General features: G+C 57.7%; 25 protein-coding genes. 2 read left to right on the top strand and 23 right to left on the bottom strand.

The features are described 5' to 3' along the window. Positions 1-44: 44 nt before the first annotated feature. Positions 45-1,235 (top strand): MFS transporter, encoded by a 1,191-nt coding sequence (locus tag ABEV74_RS12880; RefSeq protein WP_430146479.1) that lies wholly within the window; start codon positions 45-47, stop codon positions 1,233-1,235. A gap of 142 nt (positions 1,236-1,377) precedes the next feature. On the opposite strand, the gene ABEV74_RS12875 is transcribed toward ABEV74_RS12880, so the two are convergent. Beyond that, complete coding sequence (locus tag ABEV74_RS12875) at positions 1,378-3,762, bottom strand: ATP-binding cassette domain-containing protein (protein ID WP_430146478.1); 2,385 nt, start codon at positions 3,760-3,762, stop codon at positions 1,378-1,380. 120 nt (positions 3,763-3,882) lie between these two features. Here ABEV74_RS12875 and ABEV74_RS12870 point away from each other — a divergent pair, with 120 nt between their 5' ends. Further along, the gene (locus tag ABEV74_RS12870) at positions 3,883-4,476 is read left to right on the top strand and encodes a biotin transporter BioY (protein WP_062492639.1); all 594 of its coding nucleotides are present in this window, start codon (positions 3,883-3,885) and stop codon (positions 4,474-4,476) included. Between the two features lie 132 nt (positions 4,477-4,608). Here the strand turns inward: ABEV74_RS12870 and ABEV74_RS12865 are convergent, their stop codons facing one another. The 22 genes from ABEV74_RS12865 to sleB all read right to left on the bottom strand — a co-directional run bounded on the left by ABEV74_RS12865 (position 4,609) and on the right by sleB (position 26,874). Continuing rightward, the gene (locus ABEV74_RS12865) at positions 4,609-5,109 is read right to left on the bottom strand and encodes a YlbF/YmcA family competence regulator (protein ID WP_062496757.1); all 501 of its coding nucleotides are present in this window, start codon (positions 5,107-5,109) and stop codon (positions 4,609-4,611) included. Positions 5,110-5,184: 75 nt separating this feature from the next. Beyond that, positions 5,185-6,738 carry a tRNA (N6-isopentenyl adenosine(37)-C2)-methylthiotransferase MiaB gene (gene miaB, locus ABEV74_RS12860; RefSeq protein WP_430146476.1) on the bottom strand — a complete coding sequence of 518 codons (1,554 nt, stop codon included), beginning with the start codon at positions 6,736-6,738 and terminating at the stop codon, positions 5,185-5,187. 96 nt (positions 6,739-6,834) lie between these two features. After that, positions 6,835-7,407: a phosphate propanoyltransferase gene (gene pduL / locus ABEV74_RS12855; RefSeq protein WP_430146474.1), complete on the bottom strand. Its 573-nt coding sequence runs from the start codon at positions 7,405-7,407 to the stop codon at positions 6,835-6,837. Between the two features lie 120 nt (positions 7,408-7,527). Further along, positions 7,528-8,394, bottom strand: coding sequence for a 2-oxoacid:ferredoxin oxidoreductase subunit beta (locus ABEV74_RS12850; protein WP_062492636.1), 867 nt, complete (start codon positions 8,392-8,394; stop codon positions 7,528-7,530). A 1-nt stretch (position 8,395) separates the two neighbouring features. Continuing rightward, positions 8,396-10,129 (bottom strand): 2-oxoacid:acceptor oxidoreductase subunit alpha, encoded by a 1,734-nt coding sequence (locus tag ABEV74_RS12845; protein ID WP_430146472.1) that lies wholly within the window; start codon positions 10,127-10,129, stop codon positions 8,396-8,398. Between the two features lie 182 nt (positions 10,130-10,311). Further along, positions 10,312-11,244: a dipeptidase gene (locus tag ABEV74_RS12840; RefSeq protein ID WP_430146471.1), complete on the bottom strand. Its 933-nt coding sequence runs from the start codon at positions 11,242-11,244 to the stop codon at positions 10,312-10,314. 110 nt (positions 11,245-11,354) lie between these two features. Then, a complete protein-coding gene (locus ABEV74_RS12835) occupies positions 11,355-11,615 on the bottom strand; it encodes a stage V sporulation protein S (protein ID WP_006286829.1) in 261 nt (86 codons plus the stop codon). Positions 11,616-11,758: 143 nt separating this feature from the next. Continuing rightward, positions 11,759-12,556: a TIGR00282 family metallophosphoesterase gene (locus ABEV74_RS12830; protein ID WP_430146470.1), complete on the bottom strand. Its 798-nt coding sequence runs from the start codon at positions 12,554-12,556 to the stop codon at positions 11,759-11,761. Between the two features lie 88 nt (positions 12,557-12,644). After that, positions 12,645-14,186, bottom strand: coding sequence for a ribonuclease Y (gene rny, locus ABEV74_RS12825; RefSeq protein WP_062492633.1), 1,542 nt, complete (start codon positions 14,184-14,186; stop codon positions 12,645-12,647). Between the two features lie 179 nt (positions 14,187-14,365). Then, positions 14,366-15,055: a RecX family transcriptional regulator gene (locus tag ABEV74_RS12820; protein WP_430146468.1), complete on the bottom strand. Its 690-nt coding sequence runs from the start codon at positions 15,053-15,055 to the stop codon at positions 14,366-14,368. Positions 15,056-15,148: 93 nt separating this feature from the next. Then, complete coding sequence (gene recA, locus ABEV74_RS12815; RefSeq protein ID WP_062492631.1) at positions 15,149-16,207, bottom strand: recombinase RecA; 1,059 nt, start codon at positions 16,205-16,207, stop codon at positions 15,149-15,151. A 244-nt stretch (positions 16,208-16,451) separates the two neighbouring features. Continuing rightward, a complete protein-coding gene (locus tag ABEV74_RS12810) occupies positions 16,452-17,711 on the bottom strand; it encodes a competence/damage-inducible protein A (RefSeq protein ID WP_430146467.1) in 1,260 nt (419 codons plus the stop codon). Between the two features lie 43 nt (positions 17,712-17,754). Next, complete coding sequence (pgsA, locus tag ABEV74_RS12805; RefSeq protein ID WP_430146466.1) at positions 17,755-18,333, bottom strand: CDP-diacylglycerol--glycerol-3-phosphate 3-phosphatidyltransferase; 579 nt, start codon at positions 18,331-18,333, stop codon at positions 17,755-17,757. Continuing rightward, positions 18,330-19,658, bottom strand: a complete 1,329-nt coding sequence (gene rimO / locus ABEV74_RS12800; RefSeq protein ID WP_062492628.1) for a 30S ribosomal protein S12 methylthiotransferase RimO — start codon at positions 19,656-19,658, stop codon at positions 18,330-18,332. The genes pgsA and rimO overlap by 4 nt, the downstream gene beginning before the upstream one ends. Positions 19,659-19,786: 128 nt before the next feature. Next, positions 19,787-20,278 carry a YajQ family cyclic di-GMP-binding protein gene (locus ABEV74_RS12795; protein ID WP_062492627.1) on the bottom strand — a complete coding sequence of 164 codons (492 nt, stop codon included), beginning with the start codon at positions 20,276-20,278 and terminating at the stop codon, positions 19,787-19,789. 52 nt (positions 20,279-20,330) lie between these two features. After that, a complete protein-coding gene (locus ABEV74_RS12790) occupies positions 20,331-21,266 on the bottom strand; it encodes a helix-turn-helix domain-containing protein (RefSeq protein ID WP_430146464.1) in 936 nt (311 codons plus the stop codon). A 45-nt stretch (positions 21,267-21,311) separates the two neighbouring features. After that, entirely contained in the window at positions 21,312-22,076 is a 765-nt protein-coding gene (locus ABEV74_RS12785) for a DUF3388 domain-containing protein (protein ID WP_062492625.1), read from the bottom strand. A 193-nt stretch (positions 22,077-22,269) separates the two neighbouring features. Beyond that, on the bottom strand, positions 22,270-22,521 hold the full coding sequence (locus ABEV74_RS12780; RefSeq protein ID WP_430146462.1) for a DUF3243 domain-containing protein: 252 nt from the start codon (positions 22,519-22,521) through the stop codon (positions 22,270-22,272). A 117-nt stretch (positions 22,522-22,638) separates the two neighbouring features. Beyond that, positions 22,639-23,385, bottom strand: coding sequence for an elongation factor P 5-aminopentanone reductase (gene ymfI, locus ABEV74_RS12775; RefSeq protein ID WP_062492623.1), 747 nt, complete (start codon positions 23,383-23,385; stop codon positions 22,639-22,641). A gap of 2 nt (positions 23,386-23,387) precedes the next feature. Beyond that, positions 23,388-24,668, bottom strand: a complete 1,281-nt coding sequence (gene yfmH / locus ABEV74_RS12770; protein WP_430146460.1) for an EF-P 5-aminopentanol modification-associated protein YfmH — start codon at positions 24,666-24,668, stop codon at positions 23,388-23,390. Between the two features lie 3 nt (positions 24,669-24,671). Further along, positions 24,672-25,952 carry an EF-P 5-aminopentanol modification-associated protein YfmF gene (gene yfmF / locus ABEV74_RS12765; RefSeq protein ID WP_430146458.1) on the bottom strand — a complete coding sequence of 427 codons (1,281 nt, stop codon included), beginning with the start codon at positions 25,950-25,952 and terminating at the stop codon, positions 24,672-24,674. A gap of 151 nt (positions 25,953-26,103) precedes the next feature. After that, positions 26,104-26,874 carry a spore cortex-lytic enzyme gene (sleB, locus tag ABEV74_RS12760; RefSeq protein WP_062492620.1) on the bottom strand — a complete coding sequence of 257 codons (771 nt, stop codon included), beginning with the start codon at positions 26,872-26,874 and terminating at the stop codon, positions 26,104-26,106. Positions 26,875-26,898: the final 24 nt, after the last annotated feature.

Below are 26,898 nucleotides of genomic sequence, written 5' to 3'. Positions count from 1 at the left end.
AATAAAAGCGATCTCATTTCAATGGCCGAAGGAGTTCTGAAACGTTGAAAAAAACGACGATGTTCGATCACGTGTTGTTTATCGCGGTAACCGTAATCTATTGGATGAGTCTGTACGTCTACGTGCCGGTTTTATCGCTTTTTCTCGACGAGCGCGGGCTTTCGATGCAAATGATCGGACTGGTGCTCGGCAGCTACGGTTTCGTGCAAATTGTCGTGCGCTTTCCGCTCGGCATGCTTTCGGACAAAATCGGCCGGAGGAAGCCGTTCATTCTGATCGGCATGGCGACCGGCGCGGCGAGCTGCCTGCTGTTTCTTCTGCCCGGATGGCTCGGACCGCTGGCGGGCCGGTTGATGGCCGGTGTGTGCGCCTCCACCTGGGTCGCCTTTACGGTGCTGTACGCCTCCTATTTCACCGCTGCGGATGCGACGCGGGCGATGGGCCGCATCAGCTTTATGACCGCTTCGGGGCAGTTGATTGGGATGACGCTCAGCGGGGTGCTGGCTGACAGGTTCGACTGGGGTGCGGTGTTCGGCGCCGGCTTTGCGGCCGCCCTGATCGGATTGCTGCTGGCGGCTGCCATTCGGGAACCGCGGGAAAGAGCCGACCGGCCGGCCGTTTCATTCGCCAAGCTGGGCAGCGTCGTACGCAAGCCGCTGCTCGTCAAAGTGTCGCTCTTGTCCGTTATCGCGCACAGCATTCTGTTTATTACCATGTTCGGATTTACGCCGCTGAAAGCGGAACAGCTCGGAGCGGGCGGCCTGGAGCTGACGTACGTCGTTTTCGCGTTCATGATTCCGCATGCCTTCACGTCGCTGTTCAGTGCCAGATGGTTTGCGCCAAGGCTCGGCTCCTGGCAGACGGTGATGGCCGGCTTCGCTCTGAGCGCCCTGTTTACGGCGGCCATCGCCTTTTCGCCGTCCCTCGGCTGGCTGATGGCGACGCAGGCGCTGAACGGCTTCGCGCAAGGGCTCCATTTCCCGCTTCTGCTCGGCATGTCCATTCAGGAGGTGGAGCTGCCGGAACGGGCGACGGCAATGGGCTTTTATCAGGCGGTCTATTCGGTCGGCATGTTCGCCGGACCGTTTCTGGCCGGATGGCTGAACGACAGCTTCGGCCTGACGAGCGGCTTCTGGCTGGGCGCCGTTCTCGGAGCGGCGGCGGCGATGCTCGCCGCCCGCTGGAGCCGGCCGGGCTCAAGCGGCGCATCGGCCGAAATGAGCGCCGGATCGTAACCGGCAGCGTCGCGGCATGAGCGCCGGTCGCAGGCGGCATGCGGTGCGGTTAACCGCCTTCATGCGGCGAACTCGCGCTCGGAGTCGCGCAGGCGGCGCGGCTTGCGCGCCGGATTGCTGCCGGCAGCGGCGCGGCTTGCGCTTACAACCATCGGGCTATGAACCACAACAGGCCGAACCATGCCGCGGCGGCCAGCACCAGCAGCCCGTCGCGGCGGCCCGGCTTGAGCCGGAAGCCGAACGTCGGGCGCCTGACGACCGTCCCGTACCCTCTCCCCTCCAGCGCTTCCGCCACTTGATCGCCGAGCCGCAGCAGCGCGACCAGATACGGCAGGATGGCGGACCGCAGCATCCGCAGCGGCACCCGTCCCGGTCTGGAAGCGAATTTGCCGCGGGCGACAGCGATGCGCGAATATTTCCCCCATTCGGCCGCAAGCAGCGGGATGAATCGGAACATAAGCGCCACGGTCAGCGCGATGCGCTGAACGGGTATCCCGACCCGGCCGAGAAATCCGAACGTCTGCTCGAGCGCGCGCTGCATCCGCAGCGGCGTAACCAAGGCGGCCAGCGGAAGGCCGAGCACCATAATCGGCAGCAGACGTCCGAGCCGCAGCGCAGTCGCCGACACCGCGCCCCAGTCGACGCCGAAAGGCTGCGGCCGGATGCCGGCAATGAGCGCGACAATCGCCACGAGCAGCGCATAAGCGCGAATGGCGCCGATCCACGGGCGCAGCGTCGCGCGCAGCGGATAGAGTACGGCGACAGCGGTAAGCGACGCCGCCAGCAGTCCCGGCCAGCTTGACTGCATGAGCAGGCCGGCTGCGCCAAGCAGGTACGCGGCGATTAGCGCGCGCGGGTCGAACTGTTCCCATACCGAACCATGTACTACCGAACCAGGCGAACGGCTTCCGCGCCGTTTCAACTCCGTGGCGCCGCTCCCGGACCGGTCTGCGGCTTGCGGATCGGCGCCGGCCGCAGGCGATTCCGAAGCCGCCGCGGCCGCAGAGCGGTCCGCACGCGATTTCGCCCACTCCGCGGCCGGCATCGCCTCCCGGACGACGCCGCCGTCGATCTCGACGACCCGATCGGCGACCGGCAGCAGCGCGTCCGGATCGTGCGTCGCGATTATGGCGCCGCCGCCGGCAGCCTTATGCGCGGACAATACGGCGCGCAGCCGCGACACGCCTTCGGCGTCCAGGCCGGCCGTCGGCTCGTCCAGCAGCAGCCAGGCGGGACCGCAGGCGAGCAGGCAGGCGAGCGCCAGCCGGCGCTGCTGCCCCCCGCTTAGCGTCCACGGATCCCGCCCGGCCGTCTCCGGCGGCAATCCGACCGCCGCCAGCGCCGCCTTCGCCCGTTCCGCCGCTTCCGGCCCGTCCACTCCAGCGGCCCGCTGCGAATAGCGCAGCTCATCGGCCGCCGTGGCGCAAAACCATTGGGCATGCGCCCGCTGCGGCGCGATGCCGAGCTGCAGCAGCACGCTGCGGTTCGGTTTGCCCCGCCGCTTCCACAGCGGCTCCGCGCCCAGATCGATCCGGCCGGCGGCCGGTTCCCGCAGCCCGGCCAACGCTTCGAGCAGCGTCGATTTGCCCGCGCCGTTGCGGCCGATGAGCAGCGTAATTTCTCCGCCGGCAAGATGAAGCCGCCGGCAGTCGACGAGATCGCGTCCGGAACGTCCGTCCTCTGTTATCCGCAGCCCGCTGACGCTTAAGCCGCCGCCCGGCGCAAGGCGGGGTTTCGGCAGCATGCCGCCCTCCGGCCTCGCCATCCCATGCATCCTGTTCTCCCGGTTATCCGGCGCATCGCGCCAACCGATCCGGTCGATCGCCCCTTGCCCCGGCGAAGCTCCCCAAAAGCCGGCCAAATCGCCGTCATAGGCGATTCGGCCGGCTTGCATCGCCACGATGCGGTCACCCGGCCGCAGTTCGTCCAGCTTTTGCGTCGCCCATACGACCGTCGCTCCTCGTGCATGAAGACGGCGCACCGCCTCATGAACCGCCTGCGCCGAATCCGGGTCGAGCATGGCGGTCGGCTCGTCGAGCACGATGAAAGGCGACTGCTGGACAAGTCCGCCCGCGATCGCGGTCAACTGCTGCTGGCCGCCCGACAGTCGGTTCACATGCCGATGCATAACAGCCGCGAGCCCGACTTCGGACATGGCGCGTTCCGTCAGCGCCGGTATCCGCTCGCCCGGCACACCAATCCGTTCCATTGCCAGAAGCGCATCCTCGTACGGCGTCGCACCGACGATGGACGCCTCCGGATGCTGCATCACAATCGGCACCCGTCCCACAGTTCCGAACGTCTCCGGGTCCCGCTTCACCTTTCCTTCCACCTTCCCGCGCCAGCAGCCGGCCAGCAGCTTGGCCAACGTGCTCTTGCCGCTGCCGTTCGGTCCGATGAGATGCACCCATTCCCCTTTCCCGATGCGCAAATCCAATCCGCTCGCAATCGCCTTGCGTCCGCCTTCCGTACCGCCCGGCGCGTCCGGATAAACGGTCACGTCAGACAACTCTACTACCGTTTTCACCAAAAACTTTTCCTCCAACCTCTTCCGCATGAAGCGTTTCTATGGTAAAATCCAATTTGTTAACCTCATTATATCGTAATAGGTTAACAATTAAAATAGGGAAAAGGAGCTTTTGAATCGATGTTTCATGAAATTCGTCGTCTCGTATTTATCGCCTTATTTGCCGCATTGTTTATCGTGATGAGCGCCATCAAAATCGATCTTGGCTTTACGCCGGTTCCGATTACGCTGCAAAATTTGGCCGTCATGCTGGCCGGCGCCTTTCTCGGGGCCGGTCCGGGCTTTGCCAGCATCGCCATCGTCGTCGCGCTTACCGCAACAGGCTTGCCGCTCTTGCACGGACAGGGAGGCATTACGTATATCGCCGGACCTACCGGCGGCTTTATACTTATCTTTCCGGTTTGCGCGCTGCTGATCGGCTTCTTCGCCGCCCGGCTGCTGCGCAGCGAGAAGTTCGCCGGCAACCGGATCCTGCTTGCGATTGCGCTGTTTTTCGTCTTCGAGCTGTTCGGCTCGGCGCTCGCCTATATCGGCGGCGTCCCGTGGTTTATGAACGTCACCGGCTATTCGCTCGAGCGCGCGCTCGCCGCAAGCTGCTATCCGTTCCTGCCGGGCGATGCGATCAAGTCGCTGCTCGCGGCGATATTGACGGTTGCCCTTCGGCCTTATTTGCCGGCGGTACGCGGCTACGGCAACCGGCGCGCAACGGAATAACCGTCGGGCGAACCGCCTTCGCGGCGGAACGATTCGGCCGCCCGACAAACAACGACCGCCAGTCCCGGAGGGACTGGCGGTCGTACTGTTAGGGAAGCTTGTCCGTCATGCCGGCCCTTCCAGCCGAAGCGTTCAATCGCTGCAATCGGCGGGAGCGGCCTGTCTGTTGTCATTCTCCAGCTCCAGCTTCTCGCCGACCGTATCGCGAATGACCGAAACGACAAGCTGGAGCAAATAGTTGATATCCGATTGGCTCTGCTGAAATTCCGACACAATCGGAATGCTGTCGAGCTCGTCCTGCAGTTGCTCCATCTCGCGCTCGATTTTGGCAACCATTTTCTCGTTTTTGAACGTCGTCTCGAACGCGACGAGCTCCTTCTGCTTTTTCTTGATTTGGGCGATCAATCCCTGAACCCGTTCATTGGCCTGGATTTGCTTTTCCGCGCGGCGGAAATGCTGCACCTCTTCGGACGTGTAGATCAGTTCGGCAAGCTCTTTGGCTTTGGCCATAATATCCTCGCGAACGATCAAATCCCGGGTATGGTAAACCGGAATGGAGCAGCCTGCGGACCCGTGGCCGTGCCGATGCTCCTTCTCATGCGCCCTGCCCGGCGCCTCGCTTGATTGTGTCATCGTCATCTCTCCTCAAACTTTTCGCCAGAAAAGTTTTTTCGTCGGCAATTGGCTTGCAGCAATCGGCATCCGGCTTCAGGATACCGCGCCCTGTGCAAGCTCGACCGGCTCCGCTTTGATATACCACGTCTGCGGCTCCGTAACCCGCACATGAACGAATTGTCCGATCCATTCCTTCGGTCCTTCGAAATGGACGAGCTTGTTCGTTCTTGTCCGTCCCGACAGCATATTCGCCTTGTTTTTGCTTTCGCCTTCGACAAGCACTTCGACGATCTGCCCCTTCAGCCGCTCGTTGCTTTCACGGCTCAATTCGGCCATCAGATCGTTCAGCCGCTTCAGCCGCTCCTTCTTCGTCTCGGCCGAGACGTCGTCGGCCATTTCGGCTGCCGGCGTGCCCGCGCGGGGCGAATAAATAAAGGTGAAGGCGGAATCGAAGCGGACTTCGCGCACAAGCGAAAGCGTCTCTTCGAACTGCTCCTCGGTTTCACCCGGGAATCCGACGATAATATCGGTCGTCAGCACGACGTCGGGAATCGCGGCCCTGATTTTGCGCACAAGCTCCAGATACGATTCGCGCGTATATTTGCGGCTCATCTTTTTCAGAATGGCGGTGCTGCCGGACTGTACCGGCAAATGGATATGCTCCACCAGATTGCCGCGGCCGGCCAGCACTTCGATCAAGTGATCGTCGAAGTCGCGCGGATGGCTCGTCGTGAAGCGGACGCGCGGGATATCGATTTTCGAAATATCTTTCATCAGATCGCCGAAACGATAGTTGCGGTCCGTGAAATCTTTGCCGTATGCGTTGACGTTCTGGCCGAGCAGCGTAATTTCCTTGAAGCCTTGCCGGGCCAGCTCCCGCACCTCGGCGATGACGTCTTCCGGCAGCCGGCTCCGCTCCTTGCCCCGCGTATACGGCACGATGCAGTAGGTGCAAAATTTATCGCAGCCGTACATAATGTTGACCCAGGCGCGCATCCCTTCCCGTTTTTTCGGCAAGTTCTCGATAATGTCGCCTTCTTTCGACCACACTTCGACCACCATCTCCTTGCTGAAGATGGCGTTCATCAGCAGTTCCGGCAGGCGGTGAATGTTGTGCGTGCCGAAGATGAGGTCGACGAACGAATGCTTTTGCAAAATCCGGCTCACGACCGATTCTTCCTGCGACATGCAGCCGCAGACGCCGAGAATAAGCTCGGGCTTCTCTGTCTTGAGCGACTTCAGATGCCCGAGCTCGCCGAATACTTTGTCCTCCGCGTTTTCGCGGATCGCGCACGTATTGAGCAGGATGACGTCGGCCTCGCTACGGTCTTCCGTCGCCGTATAGCCCATCTGCTCGAACAGCCCTTTCATCACTTCGGTGTCATGCTCGTTCATCTGGCAGCCGTACGTATATATCAAATATTTCTTGTTCGTTCCGAGTGTGCGCAGCGCTTCCGGCACCGCATTGTCGTACAGCACTTTCACTTCTTCTTTGCCGCGCTGCTTTTCCTGACGATAATTGGGTTCGGATACGATATGAATATCGCGGCCGCCCAAGCGGATTTTTTTGCCATGCTCATCCTCGGAAATGACTTTGGCTCCCGAAAAATCGAAATATTTGCTGTAATCTTTCGTTTCTTTCGCCAACGTTGATCACTTCCCTCCGGTTGTATCCATCAAATTATAGCATGTTTTGCAGAAGGCCGCCACAAGGGTATTCCGAGGCATCGGGCCGGTCGCCGCTTACCCGATAATTTCGGCCGTATCGCCGCTTTGGACGCCAGCCGCGTTCGCTTCATCGGTATCGATGTGCATATCGAGAGCGAAATCCGGCGACACTCTGGCGATCACCTGCTCGAATACGAGTCCCCGTTCGCCGCCAACGCGCACCTTCAGCCTTTGCTTGTCGGCAATCCCCCACCGTTCGGCGTCGGTCGTATGAAAATGGATATGCCGCGCAGCGACGATGACGCCTTGTTCGATCGCCAGTTCGCCGGCTGGCCCTTTGATCGTGATCCCCGGCGTGCCCGCGATATCGCCGGATTCCCTGACGGGCGCGTCGATGCCGATCGCATACGCGTCGGTGCGCGATATTTCGAGCTGCGTCGCGCTGCGGGCCGGCCCCAGTATCCGCACTTTCGGGAACGAGCCTTTCGGGCCGACAACCTCCACCGTTTCATTGGCCGCAAACTGCCCAGGCTGCGATAGCGGCTTCATGACCGTCAGCTCGTAACCCGGGCCGAACAGCGCCTCCACATGCTCCCGCGAAAGATGAATATGCCTCGCCGATACGCCAACCGGTACAAGTTTTGCCATGAAAAGATCATCCTTTCGTTTGTCCCTGTAAAGTATACCCTATCGCCAGTATACGCCAAACATCTTCCGACAGCAAAAAAGCATGCGGCCGATTCGGCAGCATGCCCGGGCTTCTCCCGTTTATTTGAACTCGGCAAGCAGATTGTCGAACTGCTCGCGGGTAATATCGAGCGATTGCTTCGCCAACGCTTCCTGTGCGAATCCCGGGATGAGGTCCTCGTAACATTTGCGCGTTTTATCCTGATAGATCAGTCCGGTCAGCATCCCGTTCGTTTCCATAATTTTGTTCATCGCGGCAACCCGGTTGGTCGGATCGTAGTCCGGGAACTGATCCAGGTTGACGATGTTTTCCTTGAACCAGTCGTACGTGTTCACCTTGTTGAATGTTACGCAGGGGCTGAACACGTTAATGAACGAAAAGCCTTTATGCTTGATCGCCTCCTCGATCAGCAGCGTCAGCTGCTTCAGATCGCTGGAGAACGATTGCGCGACGAACGTCGCACCCGCGGACAGCGCGATTTCGAGCGGCGACAGCGACGTCTCGATCGAGCCTTCCGGCGTCGATTTCGTCTTGAAGCCTGCGGCGCTGCGCGGCGATGTCTGGCCTTTGGTCAAGCCGTAAATCTGGTTGTCCATTACGATATAGGTAATGTCCAGGTTGCGGCGAATCGCATGAACCGTATGTCCCATGCCGATAGCGAAGCCGTCGCCGTCGCCGCCGGAGGCGATAACCGTCAATTCCCGGTTGGCCAGCTTGACGCCCTGCGCGATCGGCAGCGCCCGGCCGTGAATGCCGTGGAAGCCGTAAGCGTTAATATAGCCGGAAATCCGTCCCGAACAGCCGATGCCGGATACGACAGCCAGTCCCTCGGGCTCCAAACCGACGTTGGCTGCCGCCCGCTGAATGGCCGCTTGCACGGAGAAATCGCCGCAGCCGGGACACCAGTTCGGCTTCACATTATTGCGAAACTCTTTGAATGTCGCCATCTTAGTTCAACTCCTTGCAAGCTTTGTACACTTCGGAAGGCAGGAACGGAGTCCCGTCATATTTCAAAATGCTGCGGATATTGTCGGCAAATCCGCAATGCAACTTGATTTGCGCAGCGAGCTGCGCCGTCGCGTTGTTCTCCAGGACGACGATCCGCTTGGCGCTCTTCAGATACGGCAGCAGCAAATCGGCCGGGAACGGATGGATCTGGCGCACGGTCACATGATTGCTCGTCACGCCGTCCGCTGCGAGCCGCCGTCTTGCCTCGTCGATCGTGCCTCCGGTCGAGCCCATGCCGATCATCAGCAGATCCGGCGCTTCATGAGGCGCGTCGACGCGGATCGCTTCGCGGATGTAGACGCCTTTCAGCTTTTTCAGCCGTTTGTCCATCATCTTCTGGCGGTTCTGCGCATTCTCCGACGGGCGGCCGACCTCATCGTGCTCGACGCCTGTCACGTGATGGAGGCCGTATTTCTCTCCCGGCAGCACGCGCGGCGAAACGCCGTCTTCCGTAAATTCATAGCGCTTGAACAGCTCGTTCGGCTCAAGCGGCGGCGCGTCCTTCACCAGTTTGCCGCGTTCGATCGGTATTTTCTCATAGTCCAGCATTTCACAGGACTGCTTGCCGAGCGACAGCTGCAAATCGGTCATGACGATGACCGGCACCTGATATTTCTCGGCCATATTGAACGCCTCGATCGTATCGTAGAAGCAGTCCTCGATCGAAGCCGGCGCGATAACCAGCTTCGGAATTTCACCGTGCGTGCCGTATACCATCGCGTTCAGATCGGATTGCTCCTGCTTGGTCGGCAAGCCGGTGGACGGACCGCCGCGCTGCGTGTCGACGATGACAAGCGGCGTTTCGGTCATGCCGGACAAGCCGATCGACTCCATCATGAGCGACAAGCCGGGGCCGGCGGAAGCCGTCATCGCCCGCACGCCGGCGTATCCCGCACCGATCGCCATCGTCGCGGCGGCGATTTCATCCTCCGTCTGAATCACGGTGCCGCCGAATTTCGGCAGCTTCTTAATCAAATATTCCATAATCTCGGAAGCAGGGGTAATCGGATAAGCGGACATAATTCGGCATCCTGCGACAATAGCGCCGAGCCCGATCGCTTCATTGCCGATCATAAACAATTTCTGGCGGCCGTCGGCCGGCTCGAGCCGGAACTCTTCCAAGGGACCTCCGGCAAGCTCGAGCACATACTCGGCGCCGCGCTTGACCGCCTCCACGTTTTTCTCGACGATGGCCGGTCCTTTCCGTCCGAACTCTTCCTCCACCGCCTTGTTGAATACTTCCAGCGGCAAGCCGAGAAGCGCCCACGATGCCCCGGAGGCGACCATGTTCTTCATCAACGAAGTGCCAAGCTCCTCGGCAATCGCCGTAATCGGCACGGCAAACAGCCGGGCGTCCACGCCATCCGGCAGCGTCGGATTGAATTTCGCATCGGCGACGACGACGCCGCCCGGACGCAGCTCGTGGCTGTTCAAATCGATGCTTTCCTGATCGAACGCGACGAGAATGTCCAGATCGTCCGAGATGGCCCGAATCGGCTTCGTGCTGATGCGAATTTTGTTATTCGTATGACCGCCTTTGATCCGGGAAGAAAAATGACGATATCCGTATAAATAGTATCCGAGCCGGTTCAGCGCCGTCGAAAAAATGCGGTCCGTACTTTCGACGCCCTCCCCTTGCTGACCCCCGATCTTCCAAGACAATTGACTGATCAAAATGCCCATCTCCTCTTTTTGATGAACGGTGATAGTTCGACAACAAGCTATTTGAATGAAAGCTATTCGATTGTCACATAAATTTTAAGATTGGTAACCGTAAAAAGCAAGGCGTAATCGGTTTTTTTAAGATAATTCTTTTCGATTGAATTGATACCGGAACGAGATGGAAGACCATAATGTCATGTCGCAGGCAGCATCGCCGTCAAATAACGGAGCGCATTGCCGCTGAAAAAACGTTCCGTCTGTTCCGCCGAATATCGCTTCAGAAGCGCTTCTTTCAATCTCCATACATCTTCCGGACTGCGCAAATCTTCCATATGGCGATCTATGCCGTCGAAGTCCGATCCGAGCATAATATGACGGTCGCCGCCGAGCGCGCAGACATGCTCGATATGGCGGAGCAGATCGTCCGTTGTGACGGGGGCCTCCGGTCGCACGAACCAGGGGACGAACGTCATGCCGATCCGCCCGTCGACCGCGATAATCGCCCGTATCTGATCGTCCGTCAAATTGCGCGGATGGTCGCATACGGAACGGGCATTGGAGTGCGAGGCGATAAACGGGCGGCCGGCCAGGTCGCACACGTCCCAAAAACCGGCTTCCGACAAATGGGAAACGTCGACGATAATGCCGAGCCGTTCGCACTCCCGGACAAACTCCTTCCCCTTGCCCGTCAGTCCTGCGCCGCGAGGCTCCATCACGCCGTCCGCGGCCCAGTTGGCGTGGTTCCAGGTAAGCCCGACCGCCCGCACGCCGAGCCGGTATAGGATGCGAAGCAGCGTCAGATCGCCGTCAAGCCGGTCCACGCCTTCCAGAGAAAGCAAGGCGCCGATCTGCCGTTCGCGTCCCGCCGCTTCCAGATCGGCGGCCGACCGGATCAGACGGATGCCGGGAATGGACAGCACTTTGCGGTAAAACAGGTCGATGCTGCGCCATACCGGCGTCATGCCGCCATGCTGCCGCTCCGGAATATAGACCGCAAATGTCTGAAGCAGGCTGCCCGCCGCCTTTAGACGAGGAAACGTCACGTCGAGCCCGTCCGATCCGGCGGCAAAATCGAGCCTGTCGTCGTCCAGAAGCTTGCACAGCACATCGCAATGAAAATCGATCATTTATCGTTCCTCCTGACGTTTATCCGGCATGATGCGCAAAAAAACCTGTTTACACCGGTCGTAAACAGGTTCTATTTCTTGCGCGAGCATTTCTGTATAGGCATCTTGGGTTATCGCGGTTCAACGATCAGCTTGATCGCTGTCCGATCTTCTCCGTCGATTACAATATCGGTAAAAGCCGGAATACAGATGAGATCCACCCCGCTGGGAGCGACAAAGCCCCGGGCGATCGCCACCGCCTTGATCGCCTGATTCAACGCACCAGCCCCGATCGCCTGCAATTCGGCAGCCCCGCGTTCCCGCAAAACGCCAGCCAGCGCGCCTGCTACGGAATTTGGGTTGGACTTTGCTGAAACTTTTAATACTTCCATGACAAGTACCTCCTCGGGAATGATGGATGGAATCCACTATTAAATCTTTATTCGAGAGAGGTCAAAAAATTCCTGCTGATTTCATCCGAGTTCGCAAAGTCTTTTGAATTATCTTACTTTTTAAAGAAAAAAAGAGTGGCCGATCAAGACATGATGAGCCACTCGTCCTCGGTCAGACGGATTTTTTCGATGGTGGTCGCCCGGCCGTTCGTCTCGTCCAATTCGGCGTACACACCGTGGAATTGCCATTTTCCTTCATCTACGACAAAACGGGCCGGAAGCTGGGTTTTGAATTTGGACAGCACCGCCGTTCGTTCCATGCCGAGCACCCCTTCGCGCGAACCGACCATTCCCGCATCGGTAATATAAGCGGTGCCCCCCGGCAAAATCGTCTCGTCGTTCGTTTGCACATGCGTATGCGTGCCGACGACGAGCGAAGCGCGGCCGTCCAGATGCCAGCCCATGGCGATTTTCTCCGACGTCGCCTCGGCATGAAAATCGACCAGCACGCATTTCGTTTCCTTGCGCACCCGTTCCAGTTGTTCGTCGGCTTCGCGGAACGGGCAATCGATCGGCGGCAAAAACGTTCTGCCCTGCAAGTTGACGATCGCCAGCTTTTTGCCGTTTGCGCGGATGATCGCGGAGCCTTGCCCCGGCGTTCCCGGCGGAAAATTGGCTGGACGAACGATGCGCGGTTCGTCGTCGATCCATTCGAAGATGTCCTTATTGTCCCAGGTATGATTTCCCATCGTAATGCCGTGTACGCCCCAGGTAAACAAATCTTTCGCGATCGAAGCGGTAATGCCGCGTCCGTGCGCCGCATTTTCGCCGTTTGCGATGACGATATGAGGATGATATTTGTCGATCAGCGCCGGCAGCACCTGTTTGACTGCGGCTCTGCCGACGCTTCCGACGATATCCCCGATAAACAGCAGCTTCATTGTTGTTTTCTCTTCCTCCGCTTATGTTCCGTCAGACGGGAAAAGTGGCTGACTTTCGCAGCCACTTTCCGCCGATTGTTATCCTGCTTTATTTCGCGTATTCCACAGCTCGCGTCTCCCGGATGACGGTAATTTTAATATGCCCCGGATAATCGAGCTCGTTTTCGATTTTCTTCGTTATATCGCGCGCGAGGCGGAACGCCTCGATGTCGTCGATCTTGTCCGGCTGCACCATGACGCGAACTTCCCTGCCGGCCTGTATCGCATAGGACTTCTCGACGCCTTCGAACGATTCGGAAATTTCCTCGAGCTTCTCCAGCCGCTTGATGTACGTCTCCAGCGTCTCTCTGCGTGCGCCCGGACGTGCCGCCGACAACGCATCCGCGGCGCCGACCAGCACGGCGATAACCGACGTCGCCTCGCAATCTCCGTGATGGGATGCGATACTGTTGATGACGACCGGATGCTCCTTGTATTTCTTGCCCAGTTCCACGCCGATTTCCACGTGGGAACCTTCTACTTCGTGATCAAGCGCTTTGCCGATATCGTGCAGCAGGCCGGCCCGTTTCGCCAGCGTAACGTCCTCGCCGAGCTCCGCTGCCATCAACCCGGTCAAATACGCAACTTCCATCGAATGCTTCAAAACGTTTTGGCCATAGCTTGTTCGATACTTCAGACGGCCCAATATCTTGATCAGATCCGGGTGCAATCCGTGCACGCCGACTTCGAACGTCGCCTGTTCCCCGTATTCGCGGATTCGTTCGTCCACTTCCTTGCGGGATTTCTCGACCATTTCTTCGATGCGCGCCGGATGGATACGTCCGTCTGCAACCAACTTCTCGAGAGCGGTTCGGGCAATTTCCCGACGAATCGGATCGAAGCCCGACAATATGACCGCTTCCGGCGTATCGTCGATAATCAAATCGATACCGGTCAATGTTTCCAAAGCGCGGATGTTGCGCCCCTCGCGTCCGATAATGCGGCCTTTCATTTCCTCGTTCGGCAGCGCCACGACCGATACGGTCGTCTCTGCCACATGATCCGCCGCGCAACGCTGGATCGCCAGAGAAATAATATCGCGCGCTTTCTTGTCGGCTTCTTCTTTCGCTTGTTGTTCGATCTCCTTAATCATTTGAGCCGATTCATGGCGCACTTCCTGCTCGACGTTGGACAGAATGATCTGCTTCGCTTCTTCCATCGTCAGTCCGGATATCCGCTCCAATTCACTAAGCTGCTGCTTGTAAATGGAGTCGATCTGCTCCTGGGTTTCCTCGATTCGTTTCTCCTTGTTGGCTACTTGTTCTTCTTTGCGTTCCAGTGCTTCTAATTTTTTATCCAGCGACTCCTCTTTTTGCAGCAAGCGTCTTTCCAGACGTTGAATTTCATTTCGTCGCTCGCGAATGTCTTTCTCTGCTTCGGTACGGAGTTTGTGGACTTCGTCTTTCGCTTCCAAGACCGTTTCTTTCTTCTGCGCTTCCGCTTCCTTCCTCGCATTTTCGATTATCTGGGAGGCGGCTTGCTCCGCGCTCGAAATTTTGGCCTCGGCAATCGACTTCCGAATAAAATAACCAATCCCAAAGAAAATCGCGCCAACAACGAGAACGATCAAGAGCCAAGCCCAATCAGGCATCTTGTTCACCTCCTCGTTGCCATTCACCAAGGCAAACGCTTGGGATGATATGGGGTTTTAAGCCGGGTTCCATACCGTTTTACATTTGCATAACTTACATTCATCGTTTCGAATCAATTTGTGGAAGTGAAATCGATTCAAAAGGCAGGAATACACATTCATTTTAGCTTTTGCGAAAATCAATTGTCAAGCCATGGCAAGTCGTCGTCCCCATCTTCGGCAGTCCGGCGCAGCGCTTCGCGCACGATATCGCCCGGAAATCCGCGGCGCAGCAAAAATTGGGCGAGCTTGCGGCGCCGCTCGCTCTGCTCGCCGCGCAGCGTCCGCCATTTTTTGACTGCCAGCGCAAGAGCGACTTCCAGTTCTTCGGCCGGATCGAGCGCATCCGCCGCTTCCGCCGCCGTCTCGCCCTTCACGCCCCGCTGCCGCAATTCCTGCACAATCAGGCGCCGTCCTTTGCCCGCGCTCCGCAGCCGCTGGCCGGCGAACAGGCCGGCATAGTCGCGGTCGTCCACCAGCCGTTCCCGTTCGAGCCTGTCGAGCGTCAGCGCGACATCTCCGGCTTCCATCCCTTTGCGCAGCAAATAGCGCTCGACTTCTTTGCGCGTGCGGGGTTTGACGCCCAAATAGACGAGAGCGGCCATGTAGCAGCGGTATTTGTCGTCTTCGCCGCGAATTTCGTCCAGGACGGCGGGATCGACCGTCTGGCCTTTCAACAGACGGTAGCGGACCATAATGTCTTCATGGACCGACAATGCCGCCTCGTCGGCGCCGTCGATATAAATATGGTAGCGGCGACGCTCTTTGCGGTCCTGCTTGACCGCGGTAATGACGGCGGGCCGCTCGTGTCCGCCGCGCCGTTCCTTCATTTCACGTCCCCCTTCGACTGCCGCTGCAAATTCGAAAGAGCACCCGCCAGAGGTGCTCCCGTTCCGAATAAACGTATAGATTCGATTCGCCCGTTATTCAAAATCGAGCTCGAACGCCTCTTCCTCTTCCTTCGTCGGATGCTGAGGCAGCGGGTCCGTGACGACAGCGTTCAGCTTATGCGCCTCGCGAATCTGGTTCTCGATCGTCGCGGCAATGTCCGGATGATCCTTCAAAAACTGCTTGGCGTTCTCGCGGCCTTGTCCGAGCCGTTCGCCGTTGAACGAGAACCAGGCGCCGCTCTTCTGCACGATGTCCATTTCCGTGCCCATGTCGATAATGCTGCCTTCCTTCGAGATGCCTTCGCCGTACATAATGTCGATATCGGCTTGTCTGAAGGGCGGCGCAACCTTGTTCTTCACGACTTTAATGCGGGTCCGGTTGCCGACGACGTCGTTGCCCTGCTTGATCGATTCCACGCGGCGCACGTCAAGCCGGACGCTGGAATAAAACTTCAGCGCGCGTCCGCCGGGCGTCGTCTCCGGATTGCCGAACATGACGCCGACCTTCTCGCGAAGCTGATTGATGAAGATCGCAATCGTCTTGGACTTGCTGATCGCGCCGGACAGCTTCCGCAACGCCTGCGACATCAGGCGCGCCTGCAGCCCGACATGCGAATCGCCCATCTCTCCTTCGATCTCCGCTTTCGGCACGAGCGCCGCCACAGAGTCGATAATAATGATATCGACCGCGCCGCTGCGGACAAGCGCTTCAGCAATTTCAAGCGCCTGCTCCCCGGTATCCGGCTGGGAAAGCAGCAGTTCGTCGATATTGACGCCGAGCTTGCTGGCGTAAAGCGGGTCGAGCGCATGCTCCGCATCGATGAAGGCGGCTTGTCCGCCGATCCGCTGCACTTCTGCAATGGCGTGCAGCGCCACTGTCGTCTTGCCGGACGATTCCGGTCCGTATACTTCAATAATCCGGCCTCTCGGGTATCCTCCGATTCCGAGGGCGATATCTAAAGCAAGGGAACCGCTGGATACGGTTTCCACTTGCAGTTGCGCACTTTCCCCCAACTTCATGATGGAGCCTTTACCGAATTGCTTCTCGATCTGACGAAGCGCCATTTCCAACGCAGCACGACGATCTGACAACCAACTCACATCCTTCACTGTTTATAATGTTATGATACTCTTTTTTACCACGGTTGCCAAGCATTTTTTCGAACATACATTCGGTTTTTTTGCGGAAGCGACGGCGGACGACAAAAAAGAACCGCAGCAAATGATACATCTGCCACGGTTCTTCCGTCAACTAAGGACAATTATAGACGCAATATGACGCAAAGACAAGGCTCAGATGTGACGGAAATGTGGCAATCTTCAACGCCGTTCGGGTTTAACCGCCCGCGTCCGCCTTGATCGCCTGCCATAGCCGGTATAGCGCCGCCTTGACGACGCGCAGCCGGATCATGTCGCGGTTTCCGCTCATATGCGCCGTATGGACGACCGTTTCGCCGCCGCGCCGGGCGATCGCGAAGTAGACGAGCCCGACAGGCTTGCCTTCCGCTTCCTCCGGACCGGCGACGCCGGTCAGCGAAATGCCGAAATCGCTGTCCGTCCGCTCCCGCACCCGTTCCGCCATCATGGCCGCTGTCGACTCGCTTATCGCGCCCGGCGCCCCGGGACCTTCGAGCTGCGCCAGCGGAATGCCGAGCAGCGCGTGCTTCGTCGCGTTCGTATAAGAAACGACCCCGCCGGCGAACGCACCGCTGCTTCCCGGCACGCTCGTCAGCAGCTCGGCCAGCAGGCCGCCGCTCAAGCTTTCGGCCGACGAGACCCGCCGCCCCGAGCTGCGCAGCAGCTCGATGACCGCCGCCTCCAGCGGCCGTTCTTCCGTCGCATACAGATGGTCCCCGACGCGCGACTTGATCGCTTCCGTCATCCGGTCGAGCTTGCCGAGCGCTTCCGCGTCGGTCTTCGCTTTCGTCGAGATGCGGACCGCCACCTCGCCTTCCTTCGCATAGGTGGCGACGGTCGGATCCGTCTGCCCGTCGATCAGGTCGATCAGCGCCGCCTCCAGATTCGATTCGCCGATGCCCGCAAACATCAGTACCCGGGAGTGAAGCGGAGCAATCGCCCCCATTTGGGAACGGAGCCATTCCGTTCCCGGTCCGTCGAACATCGGCTTCATCTCCCGCGGCGGTCCCGGCAGCAGCATATAGCGCGTCCCGTCCGCCTCGAGCGCGACGCCGACCGCGAGACCGGCTTCATTGCCGAGCGGCTCTGCGCCCTCGATCATCAGCGCCTGCCTGCGGTTGCTCTCGACCATATGGGCGCCCCGGCTCGCAAACAACGCTTCGATCTTGGCCATGGAAGGTTCGTGCACCACAAGGCGCCGTCCCAAATAATCGGCCAGCACATCCTTCGTCAAATCGTCCTGGGTCGGTCCCAGACCGCCTGTCATCAGCACCAGATCGGCGCGCTTGCGGGCGTTTACGATCGCTTCGCGAAGCCGTCCGGCATTATCGCCGACTACAGTCTGAAAATAAACGTCGATGCCGAGGTTCGCGAGCCCGCGGGACAAATATTGCGCATTCGTGTTTACGATCTGGCCGAGCAGCAGCTCCGTGCCGACAGCAATGATCTCGGCTTTCATTCCATCTCTCCTCTGCCTTGGCGTTGTCATCGGTCCAACCGGTTCATTTGGAAAGGGAAATCAGGTTTTTGTTTTTTACGAAATAGTCGAAGCCGGAGTAAACGGTAATAAGCGCCGCCGCCCAGCTGGCGATAAGATCAAAACGAAAATCGAGGAAGGCAAAAGGGAAATTGTTCAGCAGCAGCGCGATAATCATCGTGATCTGCACGCCCGTCTTCCACTTTCCCCACTTGCTCGCCGCCAGAACGGTGCCTTCGAGCAGCGCGATTTGGCGCAGACCCGTTACCGCGAACTCGCGGCTTATAATGATGATGGCGATCCATGCGTCCAGCTTGTCCATCTCGACGAGCGAAATGAGTACGGCCGCGACGAGAAGCTTATCCGCAAGCGGATCGAGCAGCTTGCCGAGATTGGTAATGATTTTGTTCTTCCTGGCGATATATCCGTCCAGCCCATCCGTACTTGCCGCGATAATAAAAATGAGCGCCGCTACGATCTGATTGACCGTGATGGAATAATCCTCGAATTTCAACGAGCCGAGATTCAGATTGATGAGAAGGAAAAACATAATAATCGGCACCAGAAATATTCTCGCCAGCGTAATCTTGTTGGCCAGATTCAAGCGATTCCCTCCCCGGACAAATCGAACTCGTAGGCGTGGGTAATGCGCACTTTCTGAATTTCGCCGATGCCCGCCGTACAGCCCGTGATGAACACTTCGCCGTCGATTTCCGGCGCATCGTACGGAGAGCGGCCGACATAGACGTCGCTTCTGCCGTCATAGCGCTCCACGAGCACATCGATCGTTTTCCCGATATATTTGCTGCTGTTTTCGCGCGACACTTCGCGCTGGATCTCCATCAAGGTATTGGCCCGCCATTGTTTGACTTCGTCCGGCACGTGATCGGGCAGTCGTACCGCGGGCGTATCTTCTTCGGCGGAATAAGTAAAGACGCCCAGCCGGTCGAACTTTATTTCACGCACGAAATCGCACAGCCGCTGGAACTGCTCGTCGGTTTCGCCGGGGAAGCCGACGATGATGCTCGTACGCAGGGCGACGTCGGGAATGCGGGCGCGGATTTTGCTGATCAGCTCGCGGACGTCGCGCTGCCGGCCGGGCCGTCTCATCCGCTTCAATATAAGATCCTCGCTGTGCTGAAGCGGCATATCGATATAATTGCACACCTTCGGGTTCGAGGCGATCGTTTCGATCAGCTCATCCGTAAAAAATCCGGGGTAGGCGTAATGAAGCCTGATCCAGGCAATGCCTTCCACCTCGCTCACCCGGTTCAGCAGCTCCGGCAGCATAAACCGGTTGTACAGGTCGGTTCCGTAATTGGTCGAATCCTGCGCGATCAGGCTGACTTCCTTGACGCCCTGGGCGGCCAGACCCCGCACTTCTTCGACAATCGACTCGATCGACCGGCTGCGGAATTTGCCTCTCATGAGCGGAATGCTGCAGAAAGTGCAAGCATTGTCGCAGCCTTCGGCGATTTTGACGTAAGCCGTGTACCGGGGCGTCGTCACCTTGCGGGGCAGCTTCCGGTCGTAATCGAAAGCCGGATGCCCGACGCGCACCGGCTTCTTGCCGCGCAGCGCTTCGTCGACAATAGTATTAATATGATGAAAATCGCCGGTGCCGACGATGCCGTCGATTTCCGGCATCTCCGTCATCAGCTGCTCCTTGTACCGTTGCGTGAGGCAGCCGGATACGATAAGCGCCTTCAAATTGGCCGTTTCCTTCAGTTCCGCCAGATCGAGAATGGTGTTGACCGATTCTTCCTTGGCCGCGTCGATGAAACCGCATGTATTGACAATAATGACTGTGGCATCCTCCGCCTCCTCCACGAGCCGATAGCCGCGCTCATGAATAAGACCGGACATAATCTCGGAATCCACCAGATTTTTCTCGCATCCAAGCGTTACAATTTTTACACGTTCCGTCACTTTCGCAATCCCCCAGATCTCAACCGAAAAACTGTATGATCAAGTATAATATATGCCCATAAGCGTGTCAAAAACGCAAATAGTCCCGCTATTCGTTCCGGCAGCGGAACGGCGGGACGCTTTCCGAATTAACGGTAGTTCGTAAATTGCAGCTCCAGCGGCAGATCCGCCTCTTTAAGCAGCCGCATGACGGCCTGCAGATCGTCGCGGCTCTTGCCGCTGACGCGAATCTGATCGCCCTGGATCTGGCTTTTCACTTTCAGCTTCGAGTCTCGAATGAGCGTATTGATCTTCTTGGCGACATCCTGTTCGATTCCTTGACGGAGCCTGATGCGCTGCCGGACCGTGCCGCCCGCCGCCGGCTCGATTTTGCCGTAATCGAGATTTTTCACCGGCACGCCGCGTTTGGCCATCTTGGACAGCAATATATCGAGTACGCTCCGCAGCTTGTAATCGTCGTCCGATACGACGACCAGCTCTTCCTTTTCCAGCGTAATGGAGCTCTTGCTCCCCTTGAAGTCGAAGCGCGTCTCGATTTCACGCTCCGTCTGCCGAATCGCGTTTTCCAATTCCTGCATATCCACTTTGGACACAATGTCGAACGAATTTTCCGATGCCATGAATCGGTTTCCTCTCCTCTTTACCGCTCCGTCACGATCAGCCGAACGCCGCTTATCGGCCCTCTCCGCCCGTACCGGATTGGCCGGTCTCATTCGCAGCGGAGCCGTCTTCGATCGGATGGAATATTATTTTTTTCGAATTCGGCCGATTGCCGTCATCGACGACGATATCATCGATTTTGATTTCCACATTGTCGGCCCGTCCCACGTTTACGTACAGCGGCTTATCCAAATCGTAGGTGAGCGTATTGTCCGGGTCAACCGTTTTCGAAATGCGCGCCTTTCCGCCTTTGCGCTCTTCCCGGACTTCTATCCAGCTTTGGCCGTTCGTCACCACGATTTCCAGCTTGTGGTCGCCAGCCGGCGCGACATCGTAATGGTCGATGTTGCCTTCCTTCTCTCTGAACGTCACCGTGGTCGCCGGCTTCTCCGGTTCGGTCTCCGGTTCGGCCGTTTCGCCGGTTCCTTGCGTGTCCGTTCCCGTGCCCTGGCCTTCGCCGGCCGACTGGTCCGTACCGTTGTCGGACGGCGGTTTCACCTCGTCGGTGATCGACGTATTGTTGTCCGCCGTTTTCGGCGGCGGGCTGTCTTTGCGAATTGCGAACACATATACCAGAATCAAAATTAAAATAAGAAAGGACCACATCAGAACGGAAAATCCGACTTTGCCGAAACGTTCCGAACGCTGCGACGGCTGCGAACGGCGCGGCGGTCTTGCGGCGATCGACGGCTCGGTTTCCGTCTCCAGCGATGCCGAAGGAATTTCCTTTCCGTATTGGGACAAAATTTGATCGGCGTCCAAACCGACGGCCTCGCAATAATTTTTCACGAAGGCTCTTACATAGAAATTACCGGGAAGGACGTTGTAATTGCCTTCTTCGATCGCTTCCAGGTAACGTTTTCTGATTTTTGTGCTGTCCTGCACGTCGTCGAGCGTCAAGCCGCGTTCCAGACGGGCTCGGCGCAATTCGGCTCCCAGTTCGGACACGGTGCGCACCTCCTCCGGTCATTCATCGTGAATGGCGATATACCGTTAAAAATCGTTCAATCCCGAAGTGATCGAATCGTAACTGATCTCTTCTTCGGGCGTATTGCGAAGTTCGATAATCGTTGTAAAATGGCTGTAATCATAATGCGATTCCTTGACGAAAATATCCGGATGTTCGATAACTTTGGTCGCGGGCATAGCCATTATTTCTTGAAGCAGCGCATAATGCCGCTCATTCGCACGCATCGTGCTGACGATGCCGTCAATAATAAAAATGTTGTTCGGGTTCATTTCGTCGCCCGACAGCTGGCTGCGGACCGTTTGCCGCAACAAGGTGGAAGAAACGAACGTCCATCGCTTGTTGGAGCATACGCTGCCGGCAATAATCGATTCGGTCTTGCCGACGCGCGGCATTCCCCTGAGACCGATTACCTGATGGCCGTCACGCTTGAACAGCTCGCCCAAGAAATCGACCAGCAGGCCAAGCTCGTCCCGGGTGAAACGAAACGTCTTGCGGTCATCCGAATCCCGCTCGATATATCGGCCGTGACGAACGGCCAACCGATCGACCAGCGTCGGCGGCCGCAATTTGTTCAGTGTTATATTATCCACTTTTTGCAGCAGTTTGCCAAGCAGCTCGATTTTCATTTCGTCGTCGGTTTGCAGCAGCATGCCGCGCGTGCGGTCCTCAACGCCGTTGATCGTCAAAATATTCACTTCGAGCATGCCGAGCAGCGAGGCGATGTCCCCAAGCAATCCCGGACGGTTTTTATGTATTTTGTATTCCATGTACCATTGTTTATACTCCATGCGAACACCACCGTTGCGTAAAATCGAGCCTGGCAGCCGGAAATCATCAACTTCAATAATGAAAATTCAACAAAATTCGTCAAAATCCTTCTTTATTATAAAAGTCATTGCAGAAAAGCCCCCTGTTCGGGAGCTTTCGCTGCCTTGTTTCGAATGACTTATAAAGCCCGATAAAAAATCCGGTTCGTATGGCTTACGAATTGGAAACGAGTTTCACCATCAGACGGGCAAGCGTACGGCGTTCCTCATCGTTGCCGGCATCCCAAAGCTCCTTCAGCAAACGTTCCTCGCCGTTTTTGGGATCGACTTTTTCATCGAGGAACGAACCGATTTCGAACGCGAGATTGGAAATCGTATCTTCGGACAGCCCCGCTTGCTTCCCTTGCGCGACACGATCGGCCAAAAATTGTTTCCATGTTTCGAAATTGGTAAGAACTGTTGACACTTCTTTCGCCTCCTTCGATTGTTGAAGATCAAAATCGTCAACAGTCGTATTTTGTGCGAGGCGCATACAGATTATTCGACGCATCGGCCAGTCAATTTGTTGCAGCCGCGAATGGCGCTAGGTGATCCAGCCCCCGTTCGGACTAATAATTTGGCCGGTAATATATCCGGATTCAGGCAAAGCGAGGAAGTATACCAGCGAAGCGATTTCGTCCGGCCTGGCGAGCCGTCCCGCCGGAATTTCCTGCTCGAGCGCCGCCCGTTCCTCGTGATTCAGATGGTCGAGCATGGCCGTGTCCACCGCCCCCGGAGCGACCGCATTGACGGTGACGCCCGACGGGGCGAGCTCTTTGGCCAGCGCCTTGGTGAACGCGTTAACGCCGCCTTTCGCCGTGGAATACAGCACTTCACACGAAGCGCCGGACATGCCCCAGACGGACGAAATATTGATGATTCTGCCGAAACGCTGGCGAATCATCGCCGGCACGAACAACTGCGTGCATAAAAACATGCCTTTCAGGTTAACCGCCATTACGTCGTCCCAGGTGCTCTCCTCGACATCGGAAAGCAAGCCGTAATGGGCAATGCCGGCATTGTTGACGACGATGTCCGGCATCATCCCGTGCTGCTCCAGCTTGTCGCGCATGCGCGCCAACTGCTCCTTCGAGCGCACATCGGCCGCGGCGGTGAGCACCTTGACCCCGGATTCCATGCAGAAGCGGGCGGTCTCGGCGGCCGCCTCATGGGACTGCAAATAATGGATGACGACGTTCACGCCTTCCGCGGCAAAGCGCTGCGCAATGGCAGCGCCGATCCCGCGGCTTCCCCCGGTAATCAGCGCCGTCATCTCGCTCAACGTTTTCATGGTCAGGACTTGGCGACGACGGACACGGCCAGCTGATTCCAGTCGAAATGCTCGCGCAGCCGTTCGTTCGCTTCTTCCAGCGTCGTCCGCTCGTACAGTGCAAGCTGCTCGAACAGGTCGCCGTCGCGAAAGCGATAGCGCGTAAACTCGCCTGCGATCGCCTCGGGGGAATTCAGCATGCGCAAATAACCGCCGATTTTTTTCCGTTTCGCCCGCTCGAAAGAAGTTTTCGGCAAGCCGTCGGCAAGCGCCCGGTCGACGGCCTCCCGGAATCTGTCGAGCAGCGCGTCGGGATCCGGCGTATCTCCGCCTATGACGGAGAACGCGTAATCCGGAGCGGAATTGTATTCGTGACCGAAAGAATCGGAAATGAGATTGTCGTCGTACAAGCTTTGGTAAAGCGGGGAACTCGGGCCGATCAGCGACTCGAGCATCAGCTTCGTGGCGGCTTCCCTGCGTTGCAGCTCGCGTCCGGTGAAGCCGGTCCGCTTTTCCTTGAAGCCGAACATGCATTTCGGCAGCGAAACCGGAAGAACGGCTTTCGTCTTCGGCTTTTTGACCGATTCCGGCTCCGCATCGAAGAAACGGCGGATTTCCTCCTGCGGAGGAAACGATTTTCGCGACTGGTTGTCACGCACAAGCCCGAAGATGCGCTCTGCGTCCACGCCGCCCACGACAAAGAGCATCATGTTGCTCGGATGGTAAAACGTCTCATAGCAGCGGTACAGCGTCTCCTTGTCGATCTGCCGGATCGATTCGACGGTGCCCGCGATGTCGATATGAATCGGGTGGTTGTGGTACATCGCATCGATCAGACCGAAATAGACCCGCCAGTCCGCGTTGTCGCGATACATATTGATTTCCTGCTCGATAATGCCTTTTTCCTTCTCCACATTCTCGTCCGTAAAATACGGATGCTGCACGAAATCGAGCAATGTGACGAGATTTTTCTCGATTTGCTCCGTTGCGGAGAACAAGTACACCGTCCGGTCGAAGCTTGTGAACGCATTGGCCGACGCACCTTGCGAAGCGAACGTCGCGAAGATGTCGCCGGTCGGCTCCTCGAACATTTTATGCTCGAGAAAGTGGGCAATGCCGTCCGGCACTTCGATCGGCGGCCGGTCGCCGACGGCAAACCGGTTGTCGATGGAGCCGTAGCGGGTCGAGAAGGTGGCGTACGTTTTCCGGAACCCTTCCTTAGGCAATACAATGACTTCCAGTCCGTTCGGCAGCACTTCCCGGTACAACGTCTCGCGAACGTCGGAATATACGAGCCGCTCCATACGCTATTCCTCCTTGCCGTCCCGCAAAAAATAGATCGTGTCGAGCATGACGCGCTCCGCCACTTTGACGATATCCGCTTCCGTAACCGCCTGAACCCGGCCGAGCAGTTCGTCCGGCGAACGCTCCTTGCCGGACAATACCGCATTGAAGTCGTAGGCGATCTGCTCGTAGGCGGAATCCTGCAGCTCGCGCAGATGGTTGGCGAGCATCGCCTTCGTCTGGCTCATCTCGAGCTCCGACAGCTTGCCGGACCGCATGCTGTCCAGCTGTTCTTTAATAATTTGAACGGCCTTGTCGTAATTGCCGATCTCGATGCCCGATTGAATCGTCATCAATCCTTTATGCCCGTCAAGCCGGGAAGCCGCGTAATAGGCGAGGCTCGCCCGTTCCCGCACATTCATGAACAGCTTGGAATGCGGATATCCGCCCAATATGCCGTTGTACATAAGCAGCGCGGGATACCGGTCGTCGCCGTAATCGATCCGGGTGCGCAGCCCCATATTGAGCTTGCCCTGGCTGACATCCATCCGCTCGATGACAACTTTGACCTCTCCCGCCTCGCGGGTGACGTCCGGACGCTCGTAGGAAGCCGGCTGTCCGGCGGAAAGCTTGAACGATTCGGTCACGAGCCGCGCGACCTCCTCCATGGACGTGTCCCCGACGACGTACAGGTCGAAGGCCGCCCGTTCGAGCCAGTCGCGATAAGAAGCGTAGAGCGATTCCGGCGTGATGGCGCCGATCGCGTCGAGCTGCCCGAGCGGATGAAGCCGGTACGGCTCTTCGGCGCACATCACCTCGATGCATCGTTCGGCCGCATAGCGGATTTTATCGTTCACAATCGCTTCCAGCCGCTTGCGCACCGTCGTTTTTTCGGCTTCCACGTATTTGCTGCGGAAAACCCCGCCCTCCAGAGCCGGTTCGGTCAGCACTTCCCCGAGCAACCGCATCGCGGCTTCAAGCAGCGAACGATCGGACGATACGAACTGGTCGTTGATGACGTCCATCCGGAACTGGACGATTTGCGAATCGCCTCTTTTGTATACGTCGAATCCGAAGCCGGCTCCGTACATGTCGTCCAGCCGTTTCCGGAACGCGATCGTTTCGGGCGTGGAGGCGGTGCCGCGGCGCAATACGAACGGAGTCAACGCTGTCGCCGTTACAGTCGATTCGGATAGAGGCACTCCGGCGAACAGCGAAATGGCGAACGTCTTAAACCGTTTGGTCGGCATAACATGAAGACGCAAACGGCCTATCGATCCTCTCTCAAAACGGTCCACGGTCACGCCCCAAGCTCCTTCCGTTGCGATCTACAAAGTCAATCATATTCCTAAAGACCGCTGCCTATAACCAATTATTCCTTTTCATTGTAACCGATCCGAAACAGAAGAAGCAACCCGCATCGCCGAATGCAAGGGCTGCTTCTGTCAAGTTTTATTACATGCAGAATATATGCTTGCCGATTGTCTTCACCTGCGGACGCGTCCAGATCCAGGCCGACGTTGCCGTTTCGGGATTGAAATAGTACAGGCAGCCGTTCGTCGGGTCCCAACCGCCGATCGCATCCATGACCGCTTTTCTCGCCGTCTCGTTCGGCGTCAGCCAGATTTGGCCGTCGGCCACGGCCGTGAAGGCGCGGGGCTCGAAGATGACGCCGGAGATCGTATTCGGAAAGCTCGGCGACCGAAGCCGGTTCAGGATGACGGCGGCTACCGCCACCTGGCCTTCATAAGGCTCTCCCCGCGCTTCCCCATATACGGCGTTGGCCATCAGCTTGATGTCGTTCTCCGACAGGCCGAGCCTGTTCGATTTGGCCACTTCGGTATTGCCGGTGCTTGGTCTTGACGGCTGGGCGGCTCCCCCGCCCATCTCCTCCGCTGTCGGCTGCCAATTCTTCGTAGCCTCCCACAGCTTCAGCTTCGTCTTCGGCCCGACGATGCCGTCGGCCTTCATGCCGAACTTCCATTGAAACCATTTAACCGAGTTAAGCGTCTCGTAGCCGAAAATGCCGTCGATCTTGCCGTGAAAATATCCGAGAAATTTCAACCGTCCCTGCAGCTCGTACACATCTTTGCCGGTGGAACCGTACTTGACGATCGCGTTGCTGAACGTCTCGGCCGTTTTGCCCGTACCGTTCTGATAAACGTTATAGGCGCCGAACAACAACGCGACGATGACGGCCGTTATTACAATCAGTCGTATTCTCATGTTGGGATCTGCCTTTCTCATAGC

Origin of the sequence: Paenibacillus cisolokensis (genome assembly GCF_050481165.1) — a bacterium.
GTDB lineage: Bacteria > Bacillota > Bacilli > Paenibacillales > Paenibacillaceae > Paenibacillus_AH > Paenibacillus_AH cisolokensis.
The sequence above is the reverse complement of the archived record's forward strand: the minus strand, read 5'-3'. Positions and strand labels throughout refer to the sequence as shown.

Coding starts and splice junctions, on each gene's coding strand:
- rny (WP_062492633.1), bottom strand. CDS start 14,186: ATGCCTGATTGGGCTTGGCTCTTGATCGTTCTCGTTGTTGGCGCGATT.
- ABEV74_RS12795 (WP_062492627.1), bottom strand. CDS start 20,278: ATGGCATCGGAAAATTCGTTCGACATTGTGTCCAAAGTGGATATGCAG.
- ABEV74_RS12830 (WP_430146470.1), bottom strand. CDS start 12,556: ATGAAGCTGCTGTTTATCGGGGATATCGTCGGAAGCGTCGGCAGAGCC.
- ABEV74_RS12835 (WP_006286829.1), bottom strand. CDS start 11,615: ATGGAAGTATTAAAAGTTTCAGCAAAGTCCAACCCAAATTCCGTAGCA.
- ABEV74_RS12840 (WP_430146471.1), bottom strand. CDS start 11,244: ATGATCGATTTTCATTGCGATGTGCTGTGCAAGCTTCTGGACGACGAC.
- ymfI (WP_062492623.1), bottom strand. CDS start 23,385: ATGAAAACGTTGAGCGAGATGACGGCGCTGATTACCGGGGGAAGCCGC.
- ABEV74_RS12820 (WP_430146468.1), bottom strand. CDS start 15,055: ATGAAGGAACGGCGCGGCGGACACGAGCGGCCCGCCGTCATTACCGCG.
- pduL (WP_430146474.1), bottom strand. CDS start 7,407: ATGGCAAAACTTGTACCGGTTGGCGTATCGGCGAGGCATATTCATCTT.
- ABEV74_RS12810 (WP_430146467.1), bottom strand. CDS start 17,711: ATGAAAGCCGAGATCATTGCTGTCGGCACGGAGCTGCTGCTCGGCCAG.
- ABEV74_RS12785 (WP_062492625.1), bottom strand. CDS start 22,076: ATGGAGTATAAACAATGGTACATGGAATACAAAATACATAAAAACCGT.
- sleB (WP_062492620.1), bottom strand. CDS start 26,874: ATGAGAATACGACTGATTGTAATAACGGCCGTCATCGTCGCGTTGTTG.
- ABEV74_RS12865 (WP_062496757.1), bottom strand. CDS start 5,109: ATGACACAATCAAGCGAGGCGCCGGGCAGGGCGCATGAGAAGGAGCAT.
- ABEV74_RS12870 (WP_062492639.1), top strand. CDS start 3,883: ATGTTTCATGAAATTCGTCGTCTCGTATTTATCGCCTTATTTGCCGCA.
- ABEV74_RS12850 (WP_062492636.1), bottom strand. CDS start 8,394: ATGGCGACATTCAAAGAGTTTCGCAATAATGTGAAGCCGAACTGGTGT.
- yfmH (WP_430146460.1), bottom strand. CDS start 24,668: ATGGAGCGGCTCGTATATTCCGACGTTCGCGAGACGTTGTACCGGGAA.